General features: G+C 53.6%; 23 protein-coding genes. 8 read left to right on the top strand and 15 right to left on the bottom strand.

Annotated elements, in window-relative coordinates; translation table 11 throughout:
• Position 1: 1 nt before the first annotated feature.
• Both VSR74_RS02060 and VSR74_RS02055 read right to left on the bottom strand, forming a co-directional pair.
• Positions 2-235 carry a YdcY family protein gene (locus tag VSR74_RS02060; RefSeq protein WP_347793153.1) on the bottom strand — a complete coding sequence of 78 codons (234 nt, stop codon included), beginning with the start codon at positions 233-235 and terminating at the stop codon, positions 2-4.
• 9 nt (positions 236-244) lie between these two features.
• A complete protein-coding gene (locus VSR74_RS02055; protein ID WP_347793152.1) occupies positions 245-1,843 on the bottom strand; it encodes an ABC transporter substrate-binding protein in 1,599 nt (532 codons plus the stop codon).
• A 240-nt stretch (positions 1,844-2,083) separates the two neighbouring features.
• On the opposite strand from VSR74_RS02055, the gene VSR74_RS02050 reads away from it, so the two are divergent.
• The 3 genes from VSR74_RS02050 to VSR74_RS02040 are packed head-to-tail and all read left to right on the top strand — an operon-like array spanning position 2,084 to position 8,417.
• Complete coding sequence (locus VSR74_RS02050; protein WP_347793151.1) at positions 2,084-3,334, top strand: SrfA family protein; 1,251 nt, start codon at positions 2,084-2,086, stop codon at positions 3,332-3,334.
• A 2-nt stretch (positions 3,335-3,336) separates the two neighbouring features.
• Entirely contained in the window at positions 3,337-6,303 is a 2,967-nt protein-coding gene (locus VSR74_RS02045) for a virulence factor SrfB (protein WP_347793150.1), read from the top strand.
• Positions 6,300-8,417, top strand: a complete 2,118-nt coding sequence (locus tag VSR74_RS02040; RefSeq protein ID WP_347793149.1) for a virulence factor SrfC family protein — start codon at positions 6,300-6,302, stop codon at positions 8,415-8,417. Before VSR74_RS02045 ends, VSR74_RS02040 begins: the two co-directional genes overlap by 4 nt.
• A gap of 84 nt (positions 8,418-8,501) precedes the next feature.
• On the opposite strand, the gene VSR74_RS02035 is transcribed toward VSR74_RS02040, so the two are convergent.
• A complete protein-coding gene (locus tag VSR74_RS02035) occupies positions 8,502-8,675 on the bottom strand; it encodes a GhoT/OrtT family toxin (RefSeq protein ID WP_347793148.1) in 174 nt (57 codons plus the stop codon).
• Positions 8,676-8,875: 200 nt separating this feature from the next.
• Here VSR74_RS02035 and yncL point away from each other — a divergent pair, with 200 nt between their 5' ends.
• Entirely contained in the window at positions 8,876-8,971 is a 96-nt protein-coding gene (gene yncL, locus VSR74_RS02030) for a stress response membrane protein YncL (protein ID WP_347793147.1), read from the top strand.
• Between the two features lie 370 nt (positions 8,972-9,341).
• Here yncL and VSR74_RS02025 read toward each other — a convergent pair whose 3' ends face one another.
• The 7 genes from VSR74_RS02025 to VSR74_RS01995 all read right to left on the bottom strand — a co-directional run bounded on the left by VSR74_RS02025 (position 9,342) and on the right by VSR74_RS01995 (position 15,132).
• Positions 9,342-9,515: a GhoT/OrtT family toxin gene (locus VSR74_RS02025; RefSeq protein ID WP_347793146.1), complete on the bottom strand. Its 174-nt coding sequence runs from the start codon at positions 9,513-9,515 to the stop codon at positions 9,342-9,344.
• 553 nt (positions 9,516-10,068) lie between these two features.
• A complete protein-coding gene (gene pcaC, locus VSR74_RS02020) occupies positions 10,069-10,458 on the bottom strand; it encodes a 4-carboxymuconolactone decarboxylase (RefSeq protein WP_347793145.1) in 390 nt (129 codons plus the stop codon).
• Positions 10,448-11,212, bottom strand: a complete 765-nt coding sequence (gene pcaD / locus VSR74_RS02015) for a 3-oxoadipate enol-lactonase (RefSeq protein ID WP_347793144.1) — start codon at positions 11,210-11,212, stop codon at positions 10,448-10,450. The genes pcaC and pcaD overlap by 11 nt, the downstream gene beginning before the upstream one ends.
• Positions 11,190-12,554, bottom strand: coding sequence for a 3-carboxy-cis,cis-muconate cycloisomerase (locus tag VSR74_RS02010; RefSeq protein ID WP_347793143.1), 1,365 nt, complete (start codon positions 12,552-12,554; stop codon positions 11,190-11,192). The genes pcaD and VSR74_RS02010 overlap by 23 nt, the downstream gene beginning before the upstream one ends.
• 9 nt (positions 12,555-12,563) lie before the next feature.
• On the bottom strand, positions 12,564-13,766 hold the full coding sequence (pcaF, locus tag VSR74_RS02005) for a 3-oxoadipyl-CoA thiolase (RefSeq protein ID WP_347794340.1): 1,203 nt from the start codon (positions 13,764-13,766) through the stop codon (positions 12,564-12,566).
• A 9-nt stretch (positions 13,767-13,775) separates the two neighbouring features.
• Positions 13,776-14,432 carry a 3-oxoacid CoA-transferase subunit B gene (locus VSR74_RS02000; RefSeq protein ID WP_347793142.1) on the bottom strand — a complete coding sequence of 219 codons (657 nt, stop codon included), beginning with the start codon at positions 14,430-14,432 and terminating at the stop codon, positions 13,776-13,778.
• Between the two features lie 10 nt (positions 14,433-14,442).
• Positions 14,443-15,132 carry a 3-oxoacid CoA-transferase subunit A gene (locus VSR74_RS01995; RefSeq protein WP_347793141.1) on the bottom strand — a complete coding sequence of 230 codons (690 nt, stop codon included), beginning with the start codon at positions 15,130-15,132 and terminating at the stop codon, positions 14,443-14,445.
• A gap of 167 nt (positions 15,133-15,299) precedes the next feature.
• On the opposite strand from VSR74_RS01995, the gene VSR74_RS01990 reads away from it, so the two are divergent.
• Positions 15,300-16,106 (top strand): IclR family transcriptional regulator domain-containing protein, encoded by an 807-nt coding sequence (locus tag VSR74_RS01990; RefSeq protein WP_347793140.1) that lies wholly within the window; start codon positions 15,300-15,302, stop codon positions 16,104-16,106.
• On the opposite strand, the gene smrA is transcribed toward VSR74_RS01990, so the two are convergent.
• A complete protein-coding gene (gene smrA / locus VSR74_RS01985; RefSeq protein WP_347793139.1) occupies positions 16,103-16,666 on the bottom strand; it encodes a DNA endonuclease SmrA in 564 nt (187 codons plus the stop codon). The two genes, VSR74_RS01990 and smrA, sit on opposite strands and share 4 nt — an antisense overlap.
• Positions 16,667-17,119: 453 nt before the next feature.
• Between smrA and ogt the strand changes: the two genes are divergently transcribed.
• Together ogt and fnr are read left to right on the top strand one after the other, a co-directional pair.
• Entirely contained in the window at positions 17,120-17,635 is a 516-nt protein-coding gene (ogt, locus tag VSR74_RS01980) for a methylated-DNA--[protein]-cysteine S-methyltransferase (RefSeq protein ID WP_347793138.1), read from the top strand.
• Positions 17,636-17,829: 194 nt separating this feature from the next.
• A complete protein-coding gene (gene fnr, locus VSR74_RS01975) occupies positions 17,830-18,582 on the top strand; it encodes a fumarate/nitrate reduction transcriptional regulator Fnr (RefSeq protein WP_015964308.1) in 753 nt (250 codons plus the stop codon).
• Positions 18,583-18,682: 100 nt separating this feature from the next.
• On the opposite strand, the gene VSR74_RS01970 is transcribed toward fnr, so the two are convergent.
• Both VSR74_RS01970 and VSR74_RS01965 read right to left on the bottom strand, forming a co-directional pair.
• The gene (locus tag VSR74_RS01970) at positions 18,683-19,519 is read right to left on the bottom strand and encodes an alpha/beta fold hydrolase (RefSeq protein ID WP_347793137.1); all 837 of its coding nucleotides are present in this window, start codon (positions 19,517-19,519) and stop codon (positions 18,683-18,685) included.
• A 349-nt stretch (positions 19,520-19,868) separates the two neighbouring features.
• Positions 19,869-20,972 carry a cobalamin-independent methionine synthase II family protein gene (locus VSR74_RS01965; protein ID WP_347793136.1) on the bottom strand — a complete coding sequence of 368 codons (1,104 nt, stop codon included), beginning with the start codon at positions 20,970-20,972 and terminating at the stop codon, positions 19,869-19,871.
• 538 nt (positions 20,973-21,510) lie between these two features.
• Here VSR74_RS01965 and uspE point away from each other — a divergent pair.
• Positions 21,511-22,461 (top strand): universal stress protein UspE, encoded by a 951-nt coding sequence (uspE, locus tag VSR74_RS01960; protein ID WP_347793135.1) that lies wholly within the window; start codon positions 21,511-21,513, stop codon positions 22,459-22,461.
• A 76-nt stretch (positions 22,462-22,537) separates the two neighbouring features.
• Here uspE and VSR74_RS01955 read toward each other — a convergent pair whose 3' ends face one another.
• Both VSR74_RS01955 and pntB read right to left on the bottom strand, forming a co-directional pair.
• Positions 22,538-22,726, bottom strand: coding sequence for a YdiH family protein (locus tag VSR74_RS01955; protein ID WP_347793134.1), 189 nt, complete (start codon positions 22,724-22,726; stop codon positions 22,538-22,540).
• 127 nt (positions 22,727-22,853) lie between these two features.
• Positions 22,854-24,242, bottom strand: coding sequence for a Re/Si-specific NAD(P)(+) transhydrogenase subunit beta (gene pntB / locus VSR74_RS01950; RefSeq protein WP_347793133.1), 1,389 nt, complete (start codon positions 24,240-24,242; stop codon positions 22,854-22,856).
• Positions 24,243-24,252 lie beyond the last annotated feature (10 nt).

Below are 24,252 nucleotides of genomic sequence, written 5' to 3'. Positions count from 1 at the left end.
CTTACAGAATGGTGCCGCTGCGGGTAAGCTGATCGCGTCGTGCTTCCTCGTCTTCTTTATGCTGACGACCGTGATGAGCGATCGTTGTGCGCAAACGCTGTTGTTGCGTATAGCGATCGTCACGGCTGAGTTCAGGGTCATCGCTAAGCGCGACCAACAGTTCATTCATATGCGCGATCACACTCTCGGCAACCGCGGCATCAACCCGCGCAATCACTTCATCCAGATGTGACATACCCACTCCTTAATTGATTTTCGTTTTCGAAAAGTCGCTGCCCATCAGGCTTACGCTGTACCCCGTCACGTTGCTACGCGTAGCATAGAACGTTTTTCCGTTCGCCAGCGCAATCCACGGAGCCTGCTGATAAAAAATTTCCTGCGCCTCGGTGTAGAGCGCCGCACGCTTCGCCGGGTCGCTGTCGAGCAGCGCTTTTTTCACCCGTTCATCATACGCCTTATTACACCAGCGTGCGGCATTAGAGCCACTTTCAATACTTCCGCAACCCAATAGCGTACCGGCAAAGTTATCCGGGTCGCCATTATCGGACATCCAGCCAAACAACGCGGTATCGTGCTCACCCTTCCGCATCCCGGAGAGATACTCGCCCCACTCATAAGAAACAATTTTGGCCTTCACGCCGACTTTCGCCCAGTCGCTCTGAATCATCTCAGCAATACGCCGTGAGTTCGGGTTATAGGGCCGCTGTACCGGCATCGACCACAGGGTGGCGGTGAAACCTTTCTCCAGGCCAGCCTGCTTCAGGAGCGCTTTCGCTTTTTCCGGATCATAGCTGTAATCCTTCAGCCCCTTATCGAAGCCCAGCATATTCGGCGGGATCGGTGATTTCGCCACCGTACCGGAATCGAGGAATACGGCTTTAATAATTGCCTGCTTATCCGTGGCGTAGTTCAGCGCCTGACGCACCAGCACGTTATCAAACGGTTTTTTCCCGGTATTGAATGCCAGATAGCCAACATTCAGTGCATCAACCTTATGCAAGGTTAAATCTTTATGCTGATTAATTTCATCAAACTGCACCGGAGATGGCGCTGGGATGATCTGACACTCGTTGGTTTCAAGCTTCGCGAGGCGAGTCTGCACATTGGGGGTGATGGAGAAAATAAGGTGTTTGGTCGGTACTTCGCCATCCCAGTAATTCGGATTCGCAATATAGCGGATTAATGAGTCCACTTTGTACTGCTGTAACGCATAAGGCCCGGTGCCAATCGGCCAGTTATCGACATTTTCCGGTGTCCCTTTTTTGAGCATCGCATCAGCATATTCCGCGGAAAGAATCGATGCGAAATCCATCCCCCAGTCGGCAAGAAATGCAGCATTCGGCTGATTGAGGACAAACTGAACATGATAATCATCGAGCTTTTTCACCTCTTTGATCAGTTTATCGAGGCCGACATCATGGAAATACTCATAGCTGCCCTGCGAAACATTATGGTAAGGGTGACTGGCGTCTTTCTGGCGCAGGACGGAGAAAATAACATCATCAGCGTTAAAATCGCGGGTCGGTTTGAAGAATTTATTGCTGTTGAATTTTACGCCCTGACGCAGCGTGAAGGTATAAGTCAGGCCGTCCGGTGAAATTTTCCACTCCGTCGCCAGCGACGGGACAGGCGTATTTTTAACCGGATCAAAATTAATCAAACGGTTATACAGCACCTGCGAGCTGGCGACGAAAGATGGGCCAGAACTGGCGATTTGTGGGTTGAACGATTCAGGGGACGCTTCAGAGCAGTAGATCAGTGTGTCATTATTCGCCGCCCATGCGGCGCTTGCCGGTAATAATGCGCTCAACGCCAACGCGAGCACTGTTTTCCCTGTAGACATGGTTATAAGCCTTGCTGTTTTATTATATGGCCTTTAATAACAGCACAGGGTCAAAAAACTGGCAAATAACCAATTTATCTCAGGTTATGCAAAAGTGGATAGCATCGCTGCATTCTTCACCAACCGTTTTAATTTCACTTAATTCATCGAGAATTGGCCACTTTTCGCCTTTCATCGTCCGTTTGTCACTCATGCCAATTGTGTAAAGTAACAGCGTGAAGAAGTCTATAGGGCAACAACGTGGCAAAAACTCTTTTACGCAGCGGAAATCTTGACGATTTTCAGTCTGTTGGCGGTGGCGGACAGGCCGTCTTTGATTCAGCAAACCAGGTGCGGGAAACGCTCCGCTTACGCGGACATTCTGCTATTGCGGAATGTTTAGCGATCCCACAACTTAATGATGAAGGCGACCGTGTCGCCTGGTATTCGCCAGTCGAAGGCAGCGTAATAAGCTGGAAAGCGGCTGATAATAGCCTGCGCGAAAATGCGCTGAGTGAACTTGAAGAGATCCAGCAAGCTATCGGCACTCTCTCGCGTCAGTGCCTGCAATCGGATAAACCCGCCCGGCAGCTATTCGGCGCTCTGCTGGAAAAAGCGCTGCAATTTCCTGGCGAAAATCACCTTTTTCTGGTCGATGGCAAACCGGTTATCAGCTTTTGGGGCTTTGTTAACCTTAACGAAAATACCCGTGATGACGTGCTGGCCTGTCTGCGTCCCGTCAAGGAGGAGCCAGTCATTGTCTCACTGCCGTTCGACGATGAGCCTGAAGAGCACACGCTGGCCTTTAATGAGGCCGATGCCCCTCTGCTGGCCGACCCTGAACCCGTTGTCGTCACCCTGTCGCGCCCCACCCCCGAGCCTGAAGTCGAGTCAGCAGCGCCTGCGCCCGAGGTTCCTCGCCCGAGACGACGCTGGCGCTGGATGTTGCCCATTGCCGCTGCGGTAATTGCGGCTGTCCTCGCCCCGCAGTTCTGGCCTGCCCCCCCTGCGCCGGCAATCGCGCAACAGCCACCAGTGGTCTCTCCCGTTCAGCCGATGCTCACCGCCACGCTGCCTTTGCAGCATGCCAGCCTCAGCGTCGCGCCTGTGGTCGTACCGGATGTCGTTATTGAACCTATCGCTAAAGATGCGCTGGTTATGGAGCCCGATCAGCTTCGGGCGGGAACGACCCGTTTCCTCGATGGCAACTGGCGCCTGTTGCTGACGATGAAAAATGCACCGTCCCTGCGCTATCAAATCGAAAAAAACAAAGGTACCGCGCGACTGGTTCACGGGGACAACGTTGTTTGTCGGGTGGCAATTTTCGCCGGGCTGCATCAAAACGGCGAACTGCTGATTAAAAGTCGCGGCACAGCCCGCTGTAGCGATGGTTCACGCTTCCCAATGCCAGAGATCTCCTGCAAGGCAGGCGGTAATCATGTCGCCGACTGTACCGCGCGCTATCGCGCAGATACGACGGTTCCTGTCACCTTTAAGAAAATCGGGGTCTGACGATGTTGGTCACTCTTTGCGATTACAAACAAAGCGTTACGCTTATCGCCAATAGCGGCGTGCAATTTCTCGACTTCGGCTTAACGCCGCAGAGTTCGCCGGGCGTGGGTCGCTTCGTGCGTAAAACGGCTAACGGGCCACTGCTACGTCTGGCCTGGGATGCCGCTAATTTGCGCTACACGCTGGCAGACGAAGAACGCAATCAGCCCGAGGTGGTTAAGCCCGAGAGCACGCTCGATCTGCATCATTCGCTGGCGTTGCTGGACGGCGTCTGGTTGCCGCTGCCCTTTTTACGCTTTAACCCTCCGCGCACGTTTATCGAGGGGCCGGATAACTGGGCTCGCGTACAGATCCGTAAACTGGAAACGCCCGACAGCGCTGGACACAGCCACCGCGTCACGCTGGCGTTCGATAGCCAGACCGACAATCCACAGGCCTCGCTTGCCCCTGTAGAGAACGATATCCTCAATGGCACACGATTTGCGCTGGCCTGGCAGGATGCGGAAGTTGCCCATTTTGTTGACCAAACCTGGGTAGACGGCTGGCTGCGCGAGGCCTTCAGCCAGGCACTAACACTCCACGAACCGCGTACCGAACATGAACTGGCGCAGGCGCTGCGCCTGTTTGAGTATCAGGGTCACTGGTTGAATATCCTGACAATGCTGGGCGAACAACTGATCGTCCCGGAGATTAAGTTAGTAACCACTTCGCTTAGTACCCCTGCGATTCCTGTCGATCTCATTCTGGATGTTGGCAACACGCATACCTGTGGGGTACTTATTGAAGATCATGGCGATGCGAACGATGGCTTACGGCAAACCGCAGAGTTGCAGGTTCGCTCACTCAGCCAGCCGCAGTTTTTGAATGCGCCAATGTTCACCAGCCGAATCGAATTTGCACAGGCTCGTTTTGGCAAACAGCATTTTTCGGTAGAAAGCGGGCGCGAGAACGCATTTATCTGGCCTTCACTGGTTCGCGTCGGCGATGAAGCGCGAAAACTGGCGATGCAACGGGCAGGAACCGAGGGTTATAGCGGTCTTTCCAGCCCCCGCCGCTACCTGTGGGATCAGACGCCTGCGGTACAAAGCTGGCGCTTCAGCCAGATGAACAGCCGAACGCAGCGCGAACCGCTGGCCACCGCCTTCCCGCTGATGAACCTGATGAACGATGATGGCGAGCCCCTCTTTACCCTGCCACCTGAAGAGCGGATGCCCGTTTTTTCGCCACACTATAGCCGCAGCACGCTTATGACCCATATGCTGTGCGAACTGCTGGCTCAGGCGCTGGGGCAGATCAACAGCGTGGCGACACGTCTGCGTCTTGGCTTTCCTGCCTCTGTGCGTCAGTTACGCACCATAATTTTGACGCTTCCGTCCGCCATGCCAAAACAGGAACGTGAAATTTTTCGCCGACGTATGGCGGATGCTCTGGCACTGGTGTGGAAAGCGCTGGGCTGGCATCCGCAGGATGATGAATTTGATGCCAGGAAAAGCCGTGTTCCACTGCCGAAGATCCAGATGGAGTGGGATGAAGCCAGTTGCGGGCAGCTAGTGTGGCTCTACAACGAGGCGATCTCTCATTTTTCCGGGCAGACTGAAGCCCTGTTTTCCTCACTCGCCCGAACAGATCGCCCGGCGGAGCCTGGCATTGCGCGCGAACGAACGCTGCGTATCGCCTCTATCGACATCGGTGGCGGCACGACGGATATGGCGATTACCCAGTATCAACTGGATGACGGCACTGGCGGCAATGTCAAAATCACGCCGCAACTGTTATTCCGTGAAGGTTTTAAGGTGGCGGGTGATGACATCCTGCTTGATGTTATCCAACGCTGCATTCTCCCGGCGCTTCAGACACATTTACAACAGGCCGGGGTGAGCGATGCCGCCGCGCTAATGGCCACGCTATTTGGCGACTCCGGGCGACTCGATGCGCAGGCCATCCTGCGCCAGCAGACCGTTTTGCAGCTCTTTATTCCCCTTGGCCACGCCCTGCTTGCCGCCTGGGAGGCGAGCGATATTAATGACCCGTTAGCCGGCCTGCACACCACCTTTGGCGAACTACTGGATCAGCCGCTGACGCAAAACGTCATCAATTATGTCAGCCAGGCCGTGGGACATGCACTGCCTGCGGGCTGCGAGGCGTTCGATCTCCTCGCGGTGCCGCTAGCCGTCTCGTTCCGCACACTGCATGACGCTATGCTGGGTGGCGAGTTTTCTCTCACAGCCCCGCTGCATGCACTGTGCGAAGCGATCACCCACTACACCTGCGACGTTCTGTTGATAACCGGGCGACCGGGTTGTCTGCCCGCAGTACAAGCGCTAATTCGCTACTTACAGCCCGTACCGGTTAACCGGATGGTCTGGCTCGATCGTTATCCGGTTCACGAATGGTATCCGTTCAGTGAACAGGGACGCATCGGAAATCCGAAATCGACCGCTGCCGTTGGCGCCATGCTGTGCAGCCTGGCGCTCGATTTACGCCTGCCGCACTTTAATTTTAAAGCCGCAGATATCGGTGCCTACTCCACTGTGCGTTATCTGGGCGTGCTGGATAAAACAGTCAACATTCTGCGCGATGAGAATGTCTGGTATGAGGATCTGGATCTCGATAAGCCGGGTGTAAAACTCGATACCCGTTTGCATTTCCCGCTTCGCGGCAGCGTAACGCTGGGTTTTCGTCAACTGGAAAATACGCGCTGGCCCGCCACGCCTCTCTATACCCTGAGCATTAATTCACCGGAACTGGCCCGGAATATCGCCGGGGATGGCATTTTGCAGGTGCGTTTAACCCTACAGGGCGACAATAAAAGCGAAGGCGCGATGGCTTTCGCGCTGAGCGATGCCTGGCTGAATGACGGTACGCCGGTGCCTGTATCAGCCCTGACGCTGAAACTCAACACACTGGCTGACCGTCGACATCGCGGAAGCCATTACTGGATCGATAGCGGGAGCGTGTATTTAGCATGAACAGAGCACAAGCGGTAATGGAGTGGATTGCGACAACGCGAGTGACAGCCCCGGGGCTGGATGCGGATGCTGACGCGCTGCTGTTGCATCTTCTCACGCTCAGCGCGCAGCAACAGGCCGTGGAAGAGACGCGTCAACAACGCTGTAGTATCGCGCTTTGGGGGCATTCAAGAGCGGCGAAAAGCTGGCTGCTGACGGCGTTACGCGCAGGTGATGATGGCCAGTTGCCGATTGTCTGCGGAGAAAAACGGCTCGATTACCTCAGCCATATTAACCCAGGCCATCAACTCAGTCAGATGGCCATTCGTTTCACTCACCAAAGCCCGACGGCCGATGCCGCATTTCCTCTGCGTTTACGCCTGCTTCGGGAAGCGCAGCTCGCGCAGATTTTTATCGATTATGCGCGACAGAACGGCACCAGCCGACCGCTGAACCGGAAAGCGTTTACTGAGCGTCTGGCGTCGCTGCAGATGCTGCGCCAACCCCAAACGACTGCCGCTGTAACCGCGGAAGAGGCCGCGGGCGTTGCCCGTTACTGGCAAAGTACAGCCCCGTCAGCACGGCAGGAAATTGATGATGGCGGCTGGTATCAGTTTGCCGAACTGCTTCCTGCACTTGATCCCGATACGCGTATTCAGGCCTGGTCGCTACTGTGGGGCGATCAGCAGGAACTGACCCTGCAGTGGCAGTCGCTGGTACGCGCCCTGCATCTGCTGGGGTACAGTCAGGACGTTCATGCTCCACTCAGCCTGTTGATTGATGATTTTATGCTGCCCGCGGACGGTTTTCTGCTGGCTGACAGTACCTGCGAACAGACCGTCATTGTTCAGTTGCCTGGCCTGCAAACCGTTACGCTCTCCGGCACGACGCTTGCCCTGTTGACATTTGAACTGGTGCTGAACTGCGAAGAGCATGCGTTGCGCAGTGTGGATTTAATTGATATTCCCGCACCGCAGGCCTGTGATGCGAATGCGCTTTGGGCCAGTAAATGTCACTGGTTGCCGGAGGGGTATCGGCAGCAGCAGCAACCGGATCTGCTGCTTATCTGTAACGCCGCAGCGCAGCGCAGTGATATCCCCCATACCGCGAAAATGCTTACCCGGTGGGTGGAAACCATCCAGCCACAACAGGATGGCGGATTACCGGGACTGGTATGGGCCATTACGCCTCACGACGATCGTATTGTCCGCAACGTTAATCACGATGAAGCGGTACAGCAACTGGTCGGAAAACTGGGTCAGCGCTGGGGAACCCTTCACGCCTTTGATAGCCACAGTCTGCAACGATTGATTGAATGGTTAACCTGCGCAACATCCGCGTCAGCGCGCGAACGGCGACTGAGCGACCTGACGGCGCGATATCAGGAGCAACTTGCCGTGCTATTACGGCCTGTGCTTTCTCACCCCGTCAGTCCCCGATCAATGATTCAGGCGTTACAGGCACAGGCCTCCCGCCACGGCGAACTGCTCGAAGGGTTACTCCCGCCGCTTGAGCACTTCAGCGCGCTCACTGCGACCCGGCAGGTTCGGGAAGGCAACGTCAGCGGCCTGTTCCGTACAGATGTGGATCTTTTTGCGGTATCAGACGAACCGTCGCTAAAACCGGAGGCTCGCATCGATGCGGGCACCCTGAGCTGGCGATTATGGTGTCAGCACCTGCGTCACTGGAGTCGTCAGCGCGCGAATGCGCAACGCCTGGGCATCACGGGCGATACCCTGCAACAGCTTGCAGACACGCTCATTGCTATTGGTTGTCATCTTGACCTGGCCGGCGAGTTACAGGCAGCCGCCACTCGTCAGCAGGCCGGAGCCTCGCAACTGCGGGCCATTGTCGGTAATTTCATCGCCTGGCTTGGCTATACGAACGTAAGTGAAACACAGCGCCCTGCCAGCAGAATTGCCCAGGGGAGCGCTATTTTTGCATCAGCGGCCCCACGCTTATCTGGCCGTCTGACCCGTCTGGAGGAGCAACCCGTACACGCTGCCAGCCGCTACGTTTACGACTGGCTGGTGGCGCTTTTCACCCGCGCCAGCGAAAGCGGCGACGCGATTGATATTTATGGGATCACACCGCAGGCGCGCGTTGCATTACAACGCCTGCTCGCGGGAATGTGAGCGGCAATGAAGTGTGCGAATGTGGGCGGTGCGTATTCCACTCCCACATTTGAACATTCGAAGATTACCAGCGAAGCCCTGGATTCAGAACAACGATAGCATCAGTGCGACGGGGAAGCTAAAGGGCCAGGTGGCGCCAATCAATACGGTGGCCATCAGGCGGATGGTGAGGGTTTCTTTGGTCAGGAACCAGGTAATAAAAGCACAAAGCGTCGCCATCATGGCATAAAAAATCAGCATATTCTGGTACAGCGTCATCCTGCTTGCCCGCATAATAAATTAACAATCGGGCGCAATATGCTATTTTTTTTGATGTAGATCAAGCTGGACTAACGGAGTACAAACGGAGTATTCCCCGTCACGCCTGTGTTTCTGATTCATCACCACTAATTAGTAGTATTGCGAAACTGAGAAATGCGAACTATAAATCCTCTGGTTAACTGATAAAGGGCACACTAATGGACGTCTCAAGCAAAACCGTTGTCTTGATTAATGTAGTCGCGGCAGTGGGTCTGGTTTCATTGCTGCTCGCCCGCTTTAGCGGGATCTCCTGAGGGTTTAGCTAAAAAAAATCAAAAGCAGTGTGCTGTCTGCTTTTGATTTTTTGCCCCTCACTCACCAGGGAGTATCGCGGTATATACCGTTTTTGCGACGGGCTCAAACACGCCGTTATCCGGGCTGTACTGCGGCAAAGGATTGACCTTTTCCATATCCCACGCGGATGCCATGCATGCGGCTTCAGGGCTCGCTGATTGTGCACATTTAACCGCCTGATTAGCGGAGTAGAACGTCCCAACACCTATTAACGCCGTCAATGCAACGACGCAAAATACCGATTTGTTCATCATTAATTTATATACCAGAGTGAATAACGGCGCGCATCCTCGCACGTCGCCCCCGGTATGTCAAAAAAGCGGTTTGCGCTTAAAACAGAGAAAACAGCAACGCCGCGGGAAAGCTTAGCGGCCAGGTCGCGCCAATTAAAATGGCGCTAAGAAAGCGAATAGCGGGTTTATCGCGGGCCAGAGACCAGGTGATAAGCCCACAAACGCAGCCAATAACCAGATAGAAAATCACCATTTTTTCAAATACGCTCATCCTGATACCTGCCTCCTTGCTCCCTTTTACGCGCACAATGCAATATTTTTCCTCAACACAACTCCGATGGGTTCACAAAATAGTGAAGCGGGAAAAAACCAGGAAAAGTGCCTGTTTCATACACAGCTAAGTGATTCACCGGGGTTGTCCTTAAGCTAAATATGGACATCACCAACACTTTCGTGGAGTATTCACCAACTAAATGAATTGCCGGAGAGCAAACCTGCGCCATCGCGTTACAAACTGGGTTTGAATAAGTAATGAAAGATCTGTGCACGCGGTTATTCGTCAAGCTGTGGGGCAAGGCTTCACATGAGAGAGGCGGTACCGATTATTAACGCGACAAATCAACGCCGAATCAGGGAAAGGAGGCGGTTAAAATCTGCATTAGTAATATTAATATTATTGATAGTGATAGCGGGCGTCGCAGACCATTATCTGACACAAGAGACGCTTATTGAAGACACTGCAGCACTTCATCAGCCGCTTTGCGATAATACAATATAACACTCACAGTATATGCCAGCCCTCAGGCTGGCATTTTTATGCGCGCTTACCCCTGCTTTGCATCCATTTCATCAAAAACCTGCTGCGCCAGATGCATCGTCGCATTGGCCGCAGGCAGACCGCAGTACAACGCCGAATGCATAATCAACTCTTTCAGTTCATCACGAGTGACGCCATTGTTGAACGAGGCGCGAAGATGCATTTTCAGTTCAGCTTCGCGGTTAAGTGCAATCAGCATCGCAATGGTAATCATGCTGCGTGTGTGGTGATCGAGCCCAGGTCGTGTCCAGGTTTCGCCCCACGCGTAGCGGGTGATGAACTCCTGAAACTCGCCATTAAGCGGCGTCAGATTTTCCACCGTGCGGTTCACATGCGCATCACCCAGAACCTTACGGCGAACCGTCATTCCCTGCTCGTAGCGTGATTTATCGTCCATTCAACCCCCGAATAAAAGTCACGAGAGATTGGGTAAATGCCCCGGCGGCTTCTACGTTAGAAAGATGCGACGCAGGTAATATCACTTCCTGCGAACCCGGGATTTGCTGGTGAAGAAAATCAGCATCCGCGACGGTTGTCACCGGATCCTGTTCGCCTGCGATAATCAGCACGGGGACGGTAATCGCCGCCACTTCGCCGCGCATATCGGCTGCCGCCAGCGCTTCACAACACTCGGCATAGCCTTCCGCCTCTGAACGGGCAAGCTGGTGGACAAGTTGTTCTACCGTCTCCGGCTGATGCTGGCGAAACTCCCCGGTAAACCAGCGATCCGCAGAACCGGCGGCAACCACGTCCATGCCCTCTTCCCGAACCGTGCGAGCACGGGAAAGCCAGGCGGACTGTTCACCGATTTTTGCCGCGGTATTTGCGACGCTTACAGAGTGGAAACGTTCAGGCGCAAAGCGCGCCAACCAGATCCCGGTCAGCCCCCCCATCGAAATCCCACAAAAATGTGCTTTGGCGATATTCAGGTGATCGAGCAGCGAAATAACATCCTCGCCCAGTTGGGCGAGCGTCACTTTGCCGCGTTTTTCCGTCTGCCCGTGGCCGTGAGTATCGTAACGCAGCACGCGAAATTGCTGCGTTAATGTCGCTATCTGCGGCTCCCACATGGAAAGCGAAGTGCCAAGGGAGTTTGAAAGGACAATCACAGGCGCATCTTGCGGCCCGTCAATCTGGTAGTGAATGTTCATGACACTGCTCCTTGTAACGCGCCAGCACCTGGCGCACAAAATGGTCGCTGCTACCCAACGCGGTGGCGGGATCTAACAATTGCGCAAGCTCAGCGGCAGAAAGATATTGCGCGATCTGCGGGTCGTTTTGCAGCAGCGCAAGCAGCGGCCTCTGCTGGTCGATAGCCTGATGGCAACATTTTTCTATCTGATGATGGGCATCGGCCTTTCCAACAAACGCCGCCAGCGCCAGAGTGACCGATTCCGCCATAATCAGGCCATGAGTGATATCGAGGTTCGCACGCATTTTATGCGGATTCACCTGCATGCCACGCACGATAGTGTTACTCTGCGCCATCACGCCGCCGACCAGTGAAATGAGTTCCGGCAGAACCTCCCACTCCGCCTGCCAGCCGCCTAGCGCGCGTTCATGCTGTTGGATCTGGCTGGCGTAGAGCGTCGCCATCAGCCCCGGGGTGCGTTGCGCCGCCGTGAGTATCGCCGCGCAGCCTACCGGGTTGCGTTTATGCGGCATTGCCGACGAACCGCCGCGCCCTTCGATGATTGGCTCGCTCACTTCCGCCACTTCTGTCTGCATTAATAAAGAGAAATCGTTGGCAAATTTCGCCAGTGTCCCACACAGCCCGGCATACCACGCCCCCACTTCCAGTAACCGATCGCGTTGGCTGTGCCACGGTGTATCCGCAAGCCCCAGTTTGAGAATTTTCGCCAGTTCCTCCGCGACCTGCGGCCCCTTCTCTTTCAGGGATGCCAGCGTTCCCGCCGCGCCGCCGAATTGCAGCACCAGCACACGTTTTCGCATCTGCGTTAGCCGTTCCTGCCAGCGCAACAGCGCATCCAGCGTTCCGGCGAGCTTGAGGCCAAAAGTGATAGGTAGCGCATGCTGCATCCAGGTACGTCCCGGCATCAGGGTGGCGCGATGCCGTTCTGTCTGCTGTGCCAGGATAGCGATGAGCGACGAAAGATCCGATTGCGTTTGCGTCAGCGCCGCGCGTAATTGCAGCACCAGCCCGCTATCGATGGCGTCCTGACTGGTCGCTCCCCAGTGAACGTAACGCGCGGCATCAGGGGACTGCGTTTTCACGGCCAGGGTCAGTTGTTTCACTAACGGGATGGCCAGATTTCCGGCATTCGCCCCCGCCACGGCCAGCGACGGGAAATCGATATTTTGGAAATGGCAGGCATCGACGATTGGCGTCACCGCCGTTGCGGGGATCACCTCGCATTGAGCCTGCGCCCGCGCCAGCGCGGCCTCAAACTCCAGCATCCCCTGCACGACCTGTTCATCGGTGAAAAGATCCGTTACCGCACCCGAGCGCAATAACGGGGTCAACAAACTCATTCCAGCTCCTTAAACGCGTTCAATGATCAGAGCAATCCCCTGACCCACACCAATACACATGGTGCACAGTGCATAGCGACCACCGGTACGACGTAGTTGATACGCCGCCGTCATCGCCAGACGTCCACCGGAAGCGCCCAGAGGATGCCCCAGGGCAATTGCGCCACCGTGCGGGTTAACATGCGCGGCATCATCCGGCAAACCCAGATCGCGCAGTACCGCCAGCGCTTGCGCGGCAAAGGCTTCATTCAGTTCTATCACATCCATCTGGCCAAGCGTTAACCCGGTTTGCGCCAGCACCTTGCGCACCGCGGGCGCGGGGCCAAAGCCCATAATGCGAGGTGCCACGCCTGCCGTCGCTACGCCAACAACACGCGCAAGCGGTTGCAGATCGTTCTGCGTCAGCGCCTGTTCGCTTGCCAGCAGCAGTGCACAGGCCCCGTCGTTGACGCCGGAAGCATTACCCGCCGTCACCGTACCGTCAGCGCGAACGACACCCCGCAGTTTTGCCAGTGCCTCAGGCGATGTACTACGGGGGTGTTCGTCCTGAGTGAAACTCAGCGGTTCGCCTTTACGCAGTGGGATGGAAACCGGGATCAGTTCGTCATTAAAGATGCCGCTCGCCTGCGCCTGTGCCGTGCGTAACTGGCTACGCAGAGCAAAGGCATCCTGATCGGCACGGGAAATACCAAATTCCGTCGCCACGTTTTCCGCCGTCTCTGGCATTGAATCGACACCGTAAAGCGCCTTCATTTGCGCATTGATAAAGCGCCAGCCGATGGTGGTATCTTCCATTTTCATGCTGCGGCTAAATGCGCTTTCCGCCTTACCCATCACGAACGGCGCGCGCGACATGCTCTCCACACCGCCGGCAATCATCAGTTGTGTTTCGCCACTTTTGATGGCGCGAGCCGCGACGCCAATGGCATCCAGGCTTGAGCCGCAAAGACGGTTAACCGTGCTACCGGGCACCGTTTCCGGTAAACCAGCCAGCAGCAGAGCCATGCGCGCGACGTTGCGGTTGTCTTCCCCTGCCTGATTAGCACAGCCGTAAATCACGTCATCAATACGCGCAGGATCCAGACCCCGGTTGCGTTCCAGCAAGGCTTTCAGCGGCAGCGAACCAAGATCGTCGGCGCGAACACCGGATAATGTGCCGCCAAAACGACCAAACGGTGTACGCACCGCATCGCAGATAAATGCCTGATTCATCATAGTTCCTTATGCGGTTTCCGCTACTTGTGCATTAATCAGCTTCACCGGTGTGACACGCTGTAACGCTTCAAAAGAGAGGTCATTGAAAATTTCACGAACAACGGGGCCCTGGTCGGTTATGTCGATGACTGCAAGGTCGGTATAGATGCGGCTAACGCAGCCCACGCCAGTCAGCGGATAAGTACAGTGCTCCACCAGCTTACATTCACCATCACGGGTGAGATGATCCATCATCACAAAGACCTGACGAGCGCCAATCGCCAGATCCATCGCGCCCCCCACCGCTGGAATGGCATCCGGCGCGCCGGTGCTCCAGTTCGCCAGATCGCCACTGGCGGAAACCTGATACGCACCGAGTACACAGATATCCAGGTGGCCGCCGCGCATCATGGCAAACGAGTCACCGTGGTGGAAAAAGCAGCCGCCTTCCAGCAGCGTGACATACTCTTTACCCGCGTTAATGAGTTCCGGATCTTCTTCCCCCGGCTGCGGTTTTGGCCCCATGCCCAACAGCCCATTTTCGCTATGCAGGAAAATCTCTTTATCTGCCGGCAGGTAGTTGGCAATACGAGTTGGCAGGCCAATCCCTAAATTAACGTAGGCCCCTTCCGGGATATCCTCGGCGACGCGTTTCGCCATATCGTCGCGTGACAATTTTTGCATTGAAGGCTCCTTATGCGCGCTGCGCGTGTGCAACAAGGTTTTCCAGCGAGAAGACGCGCTGAACGAAAATCCCCGGGGTGATAATGTTTTCCGGATCCAGTTCACCGAGAGTGACAATGTTCGACACTTCGACAATGGTCGTTTTGGCGGCCGTCGCCATAATCGGCCCGAAGTTACGTGCGGCTTTGCGATAGACCAGGTTGCCCCAGCGGTCAGCCTGATGTGCTTTAATCAGCGCGAAATCGGCTTTGATGGGATACTCCAGCACGTAATGACGGCCATCGATTTCTCGCGTCTCTTTACCTTCCGCCAGCGGCGTACCGTAGCCTGTTGGCGTGAAAACTGCGCCGAGGCCGGAGCCGGCCGCCTGAATACGCGCTGCCAGGTTGCCCTGCGGTACCAGTTCCAGCTCCACCTTGCCACGGCGATAGAGGTCGTCGAAAATTTGTGAATCGACCTGGCGCGGGAATGAGCAGATCATTTTGCGTACACGCCCGGCTTTCAGCAGAGCCGCCAGACCAATTTCACCGTTACCGGCGTTGTTATTGATAATGGTCAGGTCTCGCGCCCCCTGCTCAATCAGGGCATCAATCAGGTAAGTCGGTTGCCCGGCGGGCCCGAAACCGCCAATCATAATGGTCGCCCCATCGGGGATCCCCGCGACAGCATCGACCAGGGTCGATACGCTTTTATCAATCATCAGGTTGCTCCTTGATGTGCGGTTATCGCACTTTTATTCGTTGTTCGAACAAAATGTGACCCGCTTAACGATGCTGGTCAAGGGCGATAATCGAAATATGGTGCGATAATCGAACATCATGTATCTTAAGTGAAAGAATGTGATCGATGGCAAATACGGAGAGGAAAATGGAGAAGCATCCGGACGATATTCTGAAGGGCGATGGTGATCCCTTTAAAGGCGACCCTAACTTTATGGCGTCGCTGGCGCGGGGGCTTGAGGTTATTCAGGCCTTTACGCCGCAGCGGCGTTTGATGTCGATATCGCAGATCAGCCAGAAGACGGGGATTCCGCGCGCGGCCGTGCGTCGCTGTTTATATACGCTGGGTAAGCTTGGATTTGTCTACGCCGAAGATGGCAAAAACTTTCAGTTGCGTCCGCGCATATTGTCGTTGGGCCACGCCTGGCTTGCCTCGACGCCGCTGGCGCGAGCCGCTCAGCCGGTGCTAAAACACCTAAGCGATATGCTTAATGAGTCCTGTTCGATTGCCACGCTGGATGGCGACGACATCCTTTATATCGCCAGGGCCTCCAGTTCCCGGATTATGACCATTGATCTGGATATCGGCAGCCGTCTGCCCGCCTGGTCAACATCAATGGGGCGCGTTCTGCTGAGCTATCAGCCGGAAGAGAAACTAAACGATATGCTGGCGCGCATCACCATGATTCGTTATACGCCCCAGACAATTTCCTCGGTCAGCAAATTAAAAAGTGAGCTAAAAAAGGTACGCCAGCAGGGTTATGCGCTAAACGATCAAGAGCTGGAAATGGGCCTGCGCTCGCTTGCGGTGCCGCTGTTTAACCCGCAGGGACAGGTCGAAGCGGCACTCAACGTCGGCGTTCACGCAGGCCAGGTAACGGCAGAGGAGTTACTGGAAAGGATCCTCCCGGAACTGCAAAAAGCCGCGGCAGAACTTTCACTGTTGCTGCGCTAGCGGCTGCGTTTAGCGTGGCGCTCCCGGTTCTCCTCTTTTGCCTCTTCAGACTTACGCAGCGCCACGTAGCATGCCCCGCTGCCGCCATGATGCGGCAGCGCACTGCAATAAGCCTGCACCGCGTCAAATTCCGTTAGCCAGCGTGCCAGGTAGCTGCGAATGATATTGGCGTGCGACTTATCGTCTTTACCTTTACCGTGGATAATCAGAAGGTTACGCATGCCCTCTTTTTGCGCCTGCACGATAAACGCGTAAAGATTCTGCCGACACTGTTCGACCGGCTGACGCAATAAATTCAGGCTCGCCTGTTGGCTGTATTTCCCTCGCCGCAGTTTATCGAGTACGCCAGTTTGCAAACCTTCGCGTTTGAAGACAAGCGGTGTGGCCAGCGGAATAACATCAAGGAAACCGGTGGTGAGAAAATTATCAAGTTGCAGTGCGTCAATACGCTGCGGCGCTCGCGTGTTGCGGGCGGGCTGCCAGTGGACATCATGACAGCGTTTCAACGGCTGGACATCCTCCATGGCGTCAAGGAACAGTGATTTGTCGTCAAGGTTCATAAGAATCTCCCTGGTAGCAACGGACGCCCTACTATAACGATGCAGGCTTAGCGCCTCAATGCGTTTTCCTTCCCTACAGGCGCTGCCGCGTGTGACCGCTTATTGCATCACTTAGTGGCTGAAGATTTCAACAAAACTAAACGCAAACCGCGCAGTTACAAATATGTTATTTTTGTTATCAAATCGTGAAATGCGTCACTTTCATTTTTCTGGTAAACCGAACGAAAGTCATTATAAATAGCGTATCTGCAATACGGATAAAAATGCGGGAACAGTTCGGAGACGCGGATTTTTTACTCTGGGGTTCGAGGATGTCGTCGAATCCCTGTTTTTCTTTTTTCCTTCTTCCCTGCCAATGACTCCTCCCGGATGACAATTCAGGAGTATTTATCCAGCTCTCTCAGGCATGCTATTCTGTGCAAAATTTCTGCTTTAACAACAGGTAGATAACCCATGTTAACTTTGCTTGAAGATAAAATTGCCACTCCGCTTGGGCCGCTTTGGATTCTGTGCGATGAAACATTCCACTTGCGCGCAATAGAGTGGGAAGAGCATAGCGACCGAATGGAGCAACTCCTGGAGATCCATTATCGTGCTGAAGGCTATTCCCGGGTAGCCTCGCAAAATCCCGGCGGTTTGAGCCATAAACTCGCGGACTATTTTGCGGGAGATCTCAGCGTTATTGAGACGTTACCCACCGCCACGGCGGGAACGCCTTTTCAGCGTGAAGTCTGGCAGGCACTGCGCGCTATTCCGTGCGGTCAGGTGATGCACTATGGGCAGCTTGCCGAACAGTTGGGGCGTCCGGGCGCTGCGCGTGCGGTGGGTGCCGCTAACGGCTCGAATCCGGTGAGTATTGTGGTGCCCTGTCATCGCGTCATTGGACGAAACGGCACCATGACCGGCTATGCAGGCGGCGTACAACGAAAAGAGTGGCTTTTACGCCACGAAGGTTATCTGCTTCTTTGATTTTATGTGCCGTTTTAAGGAACCTTTTACGTCAATCGCTCCCAAAAGTGGCAAATAACATATTATTTATCAACCAGATAAAACTGACGGATTATTTACCATTTTAATATTAGGTGAATCAGGACTTCGCTACTTACCTGCCCAGCAAAAAGATGTTAAAATTGACTAATATCAATTACGGCTTGAGCAGACTTATGATCCCGGAAAAGCGAATTATACGACGCATTCAGTCTGGCGGTTGTGCTATCCACTGTCAGGATTGCAGCATCAGCCAGCTTTGCATCCCGTTCACTCTTAATGAACATGAGCTTGATCAACTGGATAATATTATTGAGCGTAAAAAGCCTATCCAGAAGGGTCAAACCCTGTTCAAAGCAGGTGATGAACTGAAGTCGCTGTACGCGATCCGTTCAGGCACGATAAAAAGCTACACCATCACTGAACAAGGTGACGAGCAAATCACTGGTTTTCACCTTGCAGGCGATCTGGTCGGCTTTGACGCCATTGGTACCGGGCATCACCCAAGTTTTGCCCAGGCGCTGGAAACATCAATGGTGTGCGAAATTCCATTTGAAACTCTGGATGACCTCTCCGGGAAAATGCCGAATCTGCGTCAGCAGATGATGCGTCTGATGAGCGGCGAGATCAAAGGCGATCAGGATATGATCCTGCTGCTGTCGAAAAAGAATGCGGAAGAGCGTCTGGCGGCGTTTATCTACAACCTTTCTCGTCGTTTCGCACAGCGTGGTTTCTCACCGCGTGAGTTTCGTCTGACGATGACCCGTGGCGACATCGGTAACTATCTCGGTCTGACCGTTGAAACCATCAGTCGCCTGCTTGGCCGTTTCCAGAAAAGCGGCATGTTGGCGGTGAAAGGTAAATACATCACTATCGAAAACAGCGATGCGTTGGCCGTACTGGCTGGTCATACTCGTAATGTTGCCTGAATAACGCCCTTCCCCGATAGCGTCGGGTGGCGCTTACGCTTACCCGACCTACTCTTGCAAAATCATTAGTAGGCCAGATAAGCGTAGCGCCATCAGGCAATTAACCGCGAATAAATTTCAGGATATCGGCATTAATCACATCGGCATGTGTGGTATGCATACCATGTGGATAGCCAGGATAAATGTGGAGCGTGCTGTTCTGCAGTAACTTATCCTGCAAAATAGCCGCGTTTTTATAAGGCACGACCTGATCGTCATCACCCTGAAGCACCAGCACCGGTACGGTGATAGCTTTCAGATCGTCGGTCTGATCGGTTTCAGAGAAGGCTTTAATTCCTTCATAATGCGCCTTCGCGCTACCGATCATACCCTGACGCCACCAGTTCTGGATTGTCCCCTGAGAAATTTCCGCACCATCGCGATTGAATCCGTAGAATGGGCCACTTGCCACATCAAGATAGAATTGCGCACGGTTGGCGGCCAGCGCCTTGCGGAACCCATCGAAGACTTCAACAGGTGTTCCCCCCGGATTCGCATCCGTTTTGACCATTAATGGCGGAACCGCACTGACCAGCACCGCTTTCGCCACGCGACCCTGCGGTTGTCCAAATTTCGCGACATAACGGGCCACCTGGCCGCCGCCAGTAGAGTGTCCAACATGAACGGCATTGTGCAGATCGAGATGTTCAACCACCGCAGAAGCATCCGCGGCGTAGTGATCCATATCGTGCCCTTCACTCACCTGATCGGAACGGCCATGTCCACGACGGTCGATAGCGATAACCCGAAATCCCTCAGCGAGGAAAAACAGCATCTGGTTGTCCCAGTCATCGGCACTTAATGGCCAACCATGATGAAAAACAATAGGTTGTGCCTCTTTCGGGCCCCAGTCTTTAAAGAAAATGTTGACGCCATCTTTAGTCGTTACGAATGCCATAAATATAACCTCATGTGTCGATTAACTGCCGTTAACATAAAGTGGTACACAAGAAGATGAAGGTCTGTTCTGCACAAAAATCACCTGCGCCGCTTGCCGATAACAGCCGGGCGACGTCAGAATCAAATGCAGTATAGTTGAGGAATTTTCTGTTGGCAGAAGCCACGGAATGATATTTTTTTGCAGACCTTCAACGGGTTCGGGAGGGAAATTTACCCCCCGTCCCCCCATCCGTATATTCGCAAATATCAATCGGATAAATCATTCTTACCGATTCGTGCAGACACTGATATATGAGTACGATAATTCTTTCATCTATTTCACATTATCCAGGGTATTTCTGAATAACTCACCAAACCTGCCCGGCAATTTCAGCGATCAGTTTAATTTTGTCCCATTGCTGCGTTTCCGTCAGTGTATTTCCCTCTTCCGTAGAGGCAAAACCACACTGGGGGCTCAAACAAATTTGATCTTTCGCGACATATTGCGCGGCTTCCTGCAGCCTATCTTTAATACCCTGTGGATTTTCCAGTTGCCCATTCTTGGTCGTCACCAACCCCAGCACCAACTGTTGATGCCCCGGACGCACGAATCGCAGGGGGGCAAAGTCGCCTGAACGGTCATTGTCATATTCAAGATAAAACGCATCAACGTTAACACTACCGAATAATATTTCCGCCACCGGTTCATAACCCCCTTCGGAAATCCATGTGGAACGGAAATTACCGCGACAAACATGCAAACCGATAGTCAGATCGGCTGGTTTATTCTCCAGTGCTTTATTAATTACCCCGGCATAAATACGTGCAAGAGTATCAGGGTCTTCACCACGTTCGAGAATTTGTTGACGCTGGGCGTCCGAACATAAATAAGCCCACACCGTGTCATCAAGCTGTAAATAACGACAACCGGCAGCATAAAATGCATGAATAGCCTCGCGCCAGGTTAATGCGAGGTCATCGAAATACTCATCCAGATTTGGGTACACAGTGGCATCAATATCCTTACGCCCACCACGGAAATGCAGTACGCTGGGGCTTGGGATGGTCATTTTTGCGGTGGCATCACCGCTGATGCTTTTCAGATAACGAAAATCTTCCAGCATTGGGTGATCGCCGAACCCCAGTTTACCAATGACCCGCACACCATGCGCTTTTGTCTGCACACCGTTAAACTGAATCCCCTTCTGCGCGTCATAGCGTTCAACACCCTGCAAGCCATCAAAGAAGTCAAAGTGCCACCAGGCCCGGCGCAATTCACCATCTGTGACAATGTGCAGACCACACGCGCACTGCTGCTCAACAACGTGGCGAATCGCCTCATCTTCTACAGAACGCAGGCGCTGGGCCGAAATTTCGCCACGCGCGAACTGCTGGCGGGCACGCTTGATGGCTTCCGGACGTAAAAAGCTGCCAACGACATCTGCGCGGAATGGGGCGTGTTGATTTTGCATGCGATCTCCTCAACGTCCGGCCAGCCATTGCCGAGCGTGATTATTTATAATTTAATTAATAGACTTCCAGATGGCTATACGACCACCTTCACACAGCAAATGCCGGCAGGCAAACGAGAAAAATTCAGCAGACATGAGGAAAATTCATATTTAAGTTACCGAAAACTTCCCAAAAAACTAGATATTGATCACATACAGCAGTACCTTAACCGACTGAGGTCAGAGAGACCCGTAGAAATAAAAGTAGGTTGTTAGTATGAGTTTTGTTGTGCAATGGACCCTCGGCTGTATTGCAGTCGCCTGGGTGATGAGAGCGTTTCTTCACGCATAAGTGTGGGAAATATCAGGGTCGCAGAAATGCGGCCTTTTGTTTAGCACGCTGCTTCGCGCCGAAAATTTTAAGCGGAGTTCAATACTCCCCCGAACCAATAAATTTTCCTCATTTATTGATCTTGCGAAGGTCATCCCCTGTTTCATTCAATCCATATGAGTTATCTTTTACTTACGAACTGAGGTTACAGTTGTAAGGAGACCCTGTATGGCCAAGTATCAAAACATGCTGGTAGCCATCGATCCTAACCAGGACGATCAGCCTGCATTACGACGTGCCGTTTATCTACATCAACGGATTGGTGGCACCATAAAGGCTTTTCTGCCTATCTATGACTTTTCGTATGAAATGACCACGCTGCTGTCTCCTGATGAGCGAACAGCAATGCGCCAGGGGGTTATTAGCCAACGTAGCGCATGGATCCGCGAGCAGGCAAAATTCTATATTGAATCGGGTGTGCCGATTGAGATAAAAGTGGTCTGGCACAATCGTCCTTTCGAAGCCATTATTCAGGAAGTCCTCAGCGGTGGTCATGATTTGCTGCTAAAAATGGCGCACCAGCACGACAAACTGGAATCCGTTATTTTCACTCCAACTGACTGGCATCTGCTGCGCAAATGTCCGTGTCCGGTATGGATGGTAAAAGACCAGCCATGGCCTGAAGGCGGCAAAGCGCTGGTGGCGGTTAATCTTGCCAGTGAAGAGCCGTATCATAACGCGCTCAATGACAGGCTGGTGAAAGAGACGCTGGAGCTGGCTCAACTGGTTAACCATACCGAAGTCCATTTGATTGGCGCCTACCCTGTTACGCCGATTAATATCGCCATTGAATTACCTGATTTTGACCCGAGCGTTTATAACGATGCGATTCGCGGTCAGCATTTGCTGGCGATGAAAGCACTGCGCCAAAAATATGGTATTGATGAGAAATTCACTCACGTAGAGAAAGGGCTACCGGAAGAAGTCATTCCGGATCTGGCGGAGCATCTTCAGGCAGGCGTCGTCGTTCTGGGCACCGTTGGCCGAACGGGGCTTTCTGCGGCGTTCCTCGGTAATACTGCGGAACAGGTTATCGACCACCTGCGCTGCGACCTGCTGGCAATTAAGCCTAATGATTATGAAACACCGGTCGAATTAGATGATGACGAAGACGATTAGTCTGTCGCTTTGACGTCAGAAACAATAAACCCGCCATTTCATTTCGGCGGGTTTATTTTTTTGCAGCGGCGCTGCATTAATGAATACCGTAACGCCAGGCCAGGTCGATCTCTTCTTTTAGCTCAAGGGAAGAAAGCGCCATCAGATCGGCAAATTCCAGTTCGAGCTGTTTCAGTTTCTTGAGGTACTGCGCAGGCGTTAGCACTGTGGTGTCGCGACGGAGAAATTCAACAGCCAACTGTGCGGGGGTCAATTCGGTATCCATAAAAGCCTCTGTTTTTGAAGGAACCTGTGAAGTATATCACATTGTGAAGGCTATTTTTTGACCAAAAGCAAACCAGAACAAAAAAAAACCGCCCCCCGAAGGAGACGGTCTCCAACACATTAGCTCATTACAACGCTTTCAGAATCGCATCCACGCTGGCTTTCGCATCACCAAACAGCATGTGTGTGTTCTCTTTGAAGAACAGCGGGTTCTGCACCCCGGCGTAACCGGTGTTCATGGAGCGTTTGAAGACAATAACGTTCTGCGCCTTCCACACTTCCAGAACAGGCATGCCTGCGATCGGACTCTTCGGATCGTCCTGCGCGGCCGGGTTGACGGTGTCGTTGGCACCGATAACCAGCACCGTGTCGGTATCGCTGAAATCGTCGTTGATTTCATCCATTTCCAGCACAATGTCATACGGCACTTTCGCTTCCGCCAGCAGCACGTTCATATGACCAGGCAGTCGACCAGCCACCGGGTGAATACCAAAACGTACCTTAATGCCGCGCGCGCGCAGTTTTTCGGTGATCTCTGCGACCGGATATTGTGCCTGAGCCACCGCCATACCATAGCCTGGGGTGATGATCACTGAGTGTGAATTTTTCAGCATATCCGCGGTATCTTCAGCATTGATTTCGCGATATTCACCCATCTCTTCGTCAGCACCGGTAGAGGTGCCGTCGGAACCGAAGCCGCCTGCTATCACGCTAAAGAATGAACGGTTCATCGCTTTACACATGATGTAAGACAGGATCGCACCGGAAGAACCAACCAGCGCCCCGGTCACGATCAGCAGGTCGTTGCTGAGCATAAAGCCCGCCGCCGCTGCCGCCCAACCAGAGTAAGAGTTCAGCATTGACACAACGACCGGCATATCCGCACCGCCAATGGAGGCGACCAGATGCCAGCCAAACGCCAGTGCGATAGCCGTCATGACAACCAGCACCAGCCCTTGCAGGCCAACGCTGTCAGTGCGCACGAACACCACCAGCAGCAGGAAGGAAACCACCAGCGCCGCCAGGTTCAGCTTATGACGGTTCGGCAGCATCAGCGGTTTAGACGAAATTTTGCCGCACAGTTTACCGTATGCCACCACAGAGCCGGTGAAGGTGACCGCACCGATAAAGATGCCAAGGAACACTTCCGTCAGGTGAATGTTCACCAGGATCTGTTCCATGCCCGTATCGTGATGCAGATAACTGTTAAAGCCGACCAATACCGCCGCCAGGCCAACGAAGCTGTGCAGAATGGCCACCAGTTCCGGCATTTCGGTCATTTCGACTTTCTTTGCCAGACGAATGCCAATTGCGCCGCCAATAACCATCGCGACAATTATCCAGACAACATTATGCGTATCCGGGCCAAAGATGGTGGCGATCAGCGCAATCGCCATACCGGTTATACCGAACGTATTCCCCTGCTTAGAGGTCTCGTGTTTCGAGAGACCGGCCAGACTGCAAATAAACAGGATTGCGGCAACAATGTATGCAGCAGTAACTAATCCTCCAGACATGTGCTACCCC

Origin of the sequence: Pseudocitrobacter cyperus (assembly GCF_039889165.1) — a bacterium.
GTDB lineage: Bacteria > Pseudomonadota > Gammaproteobacteria > Enterobacterales > Enterobacteriaceae > Pseudocitrobacter > Pseudocitrobacter cyperus.
The sequence above is the reverse complement of the archived record's forward strand: the minus strand, read 5'-3'. Positions and strand labels throughout refer to the sequence as shown.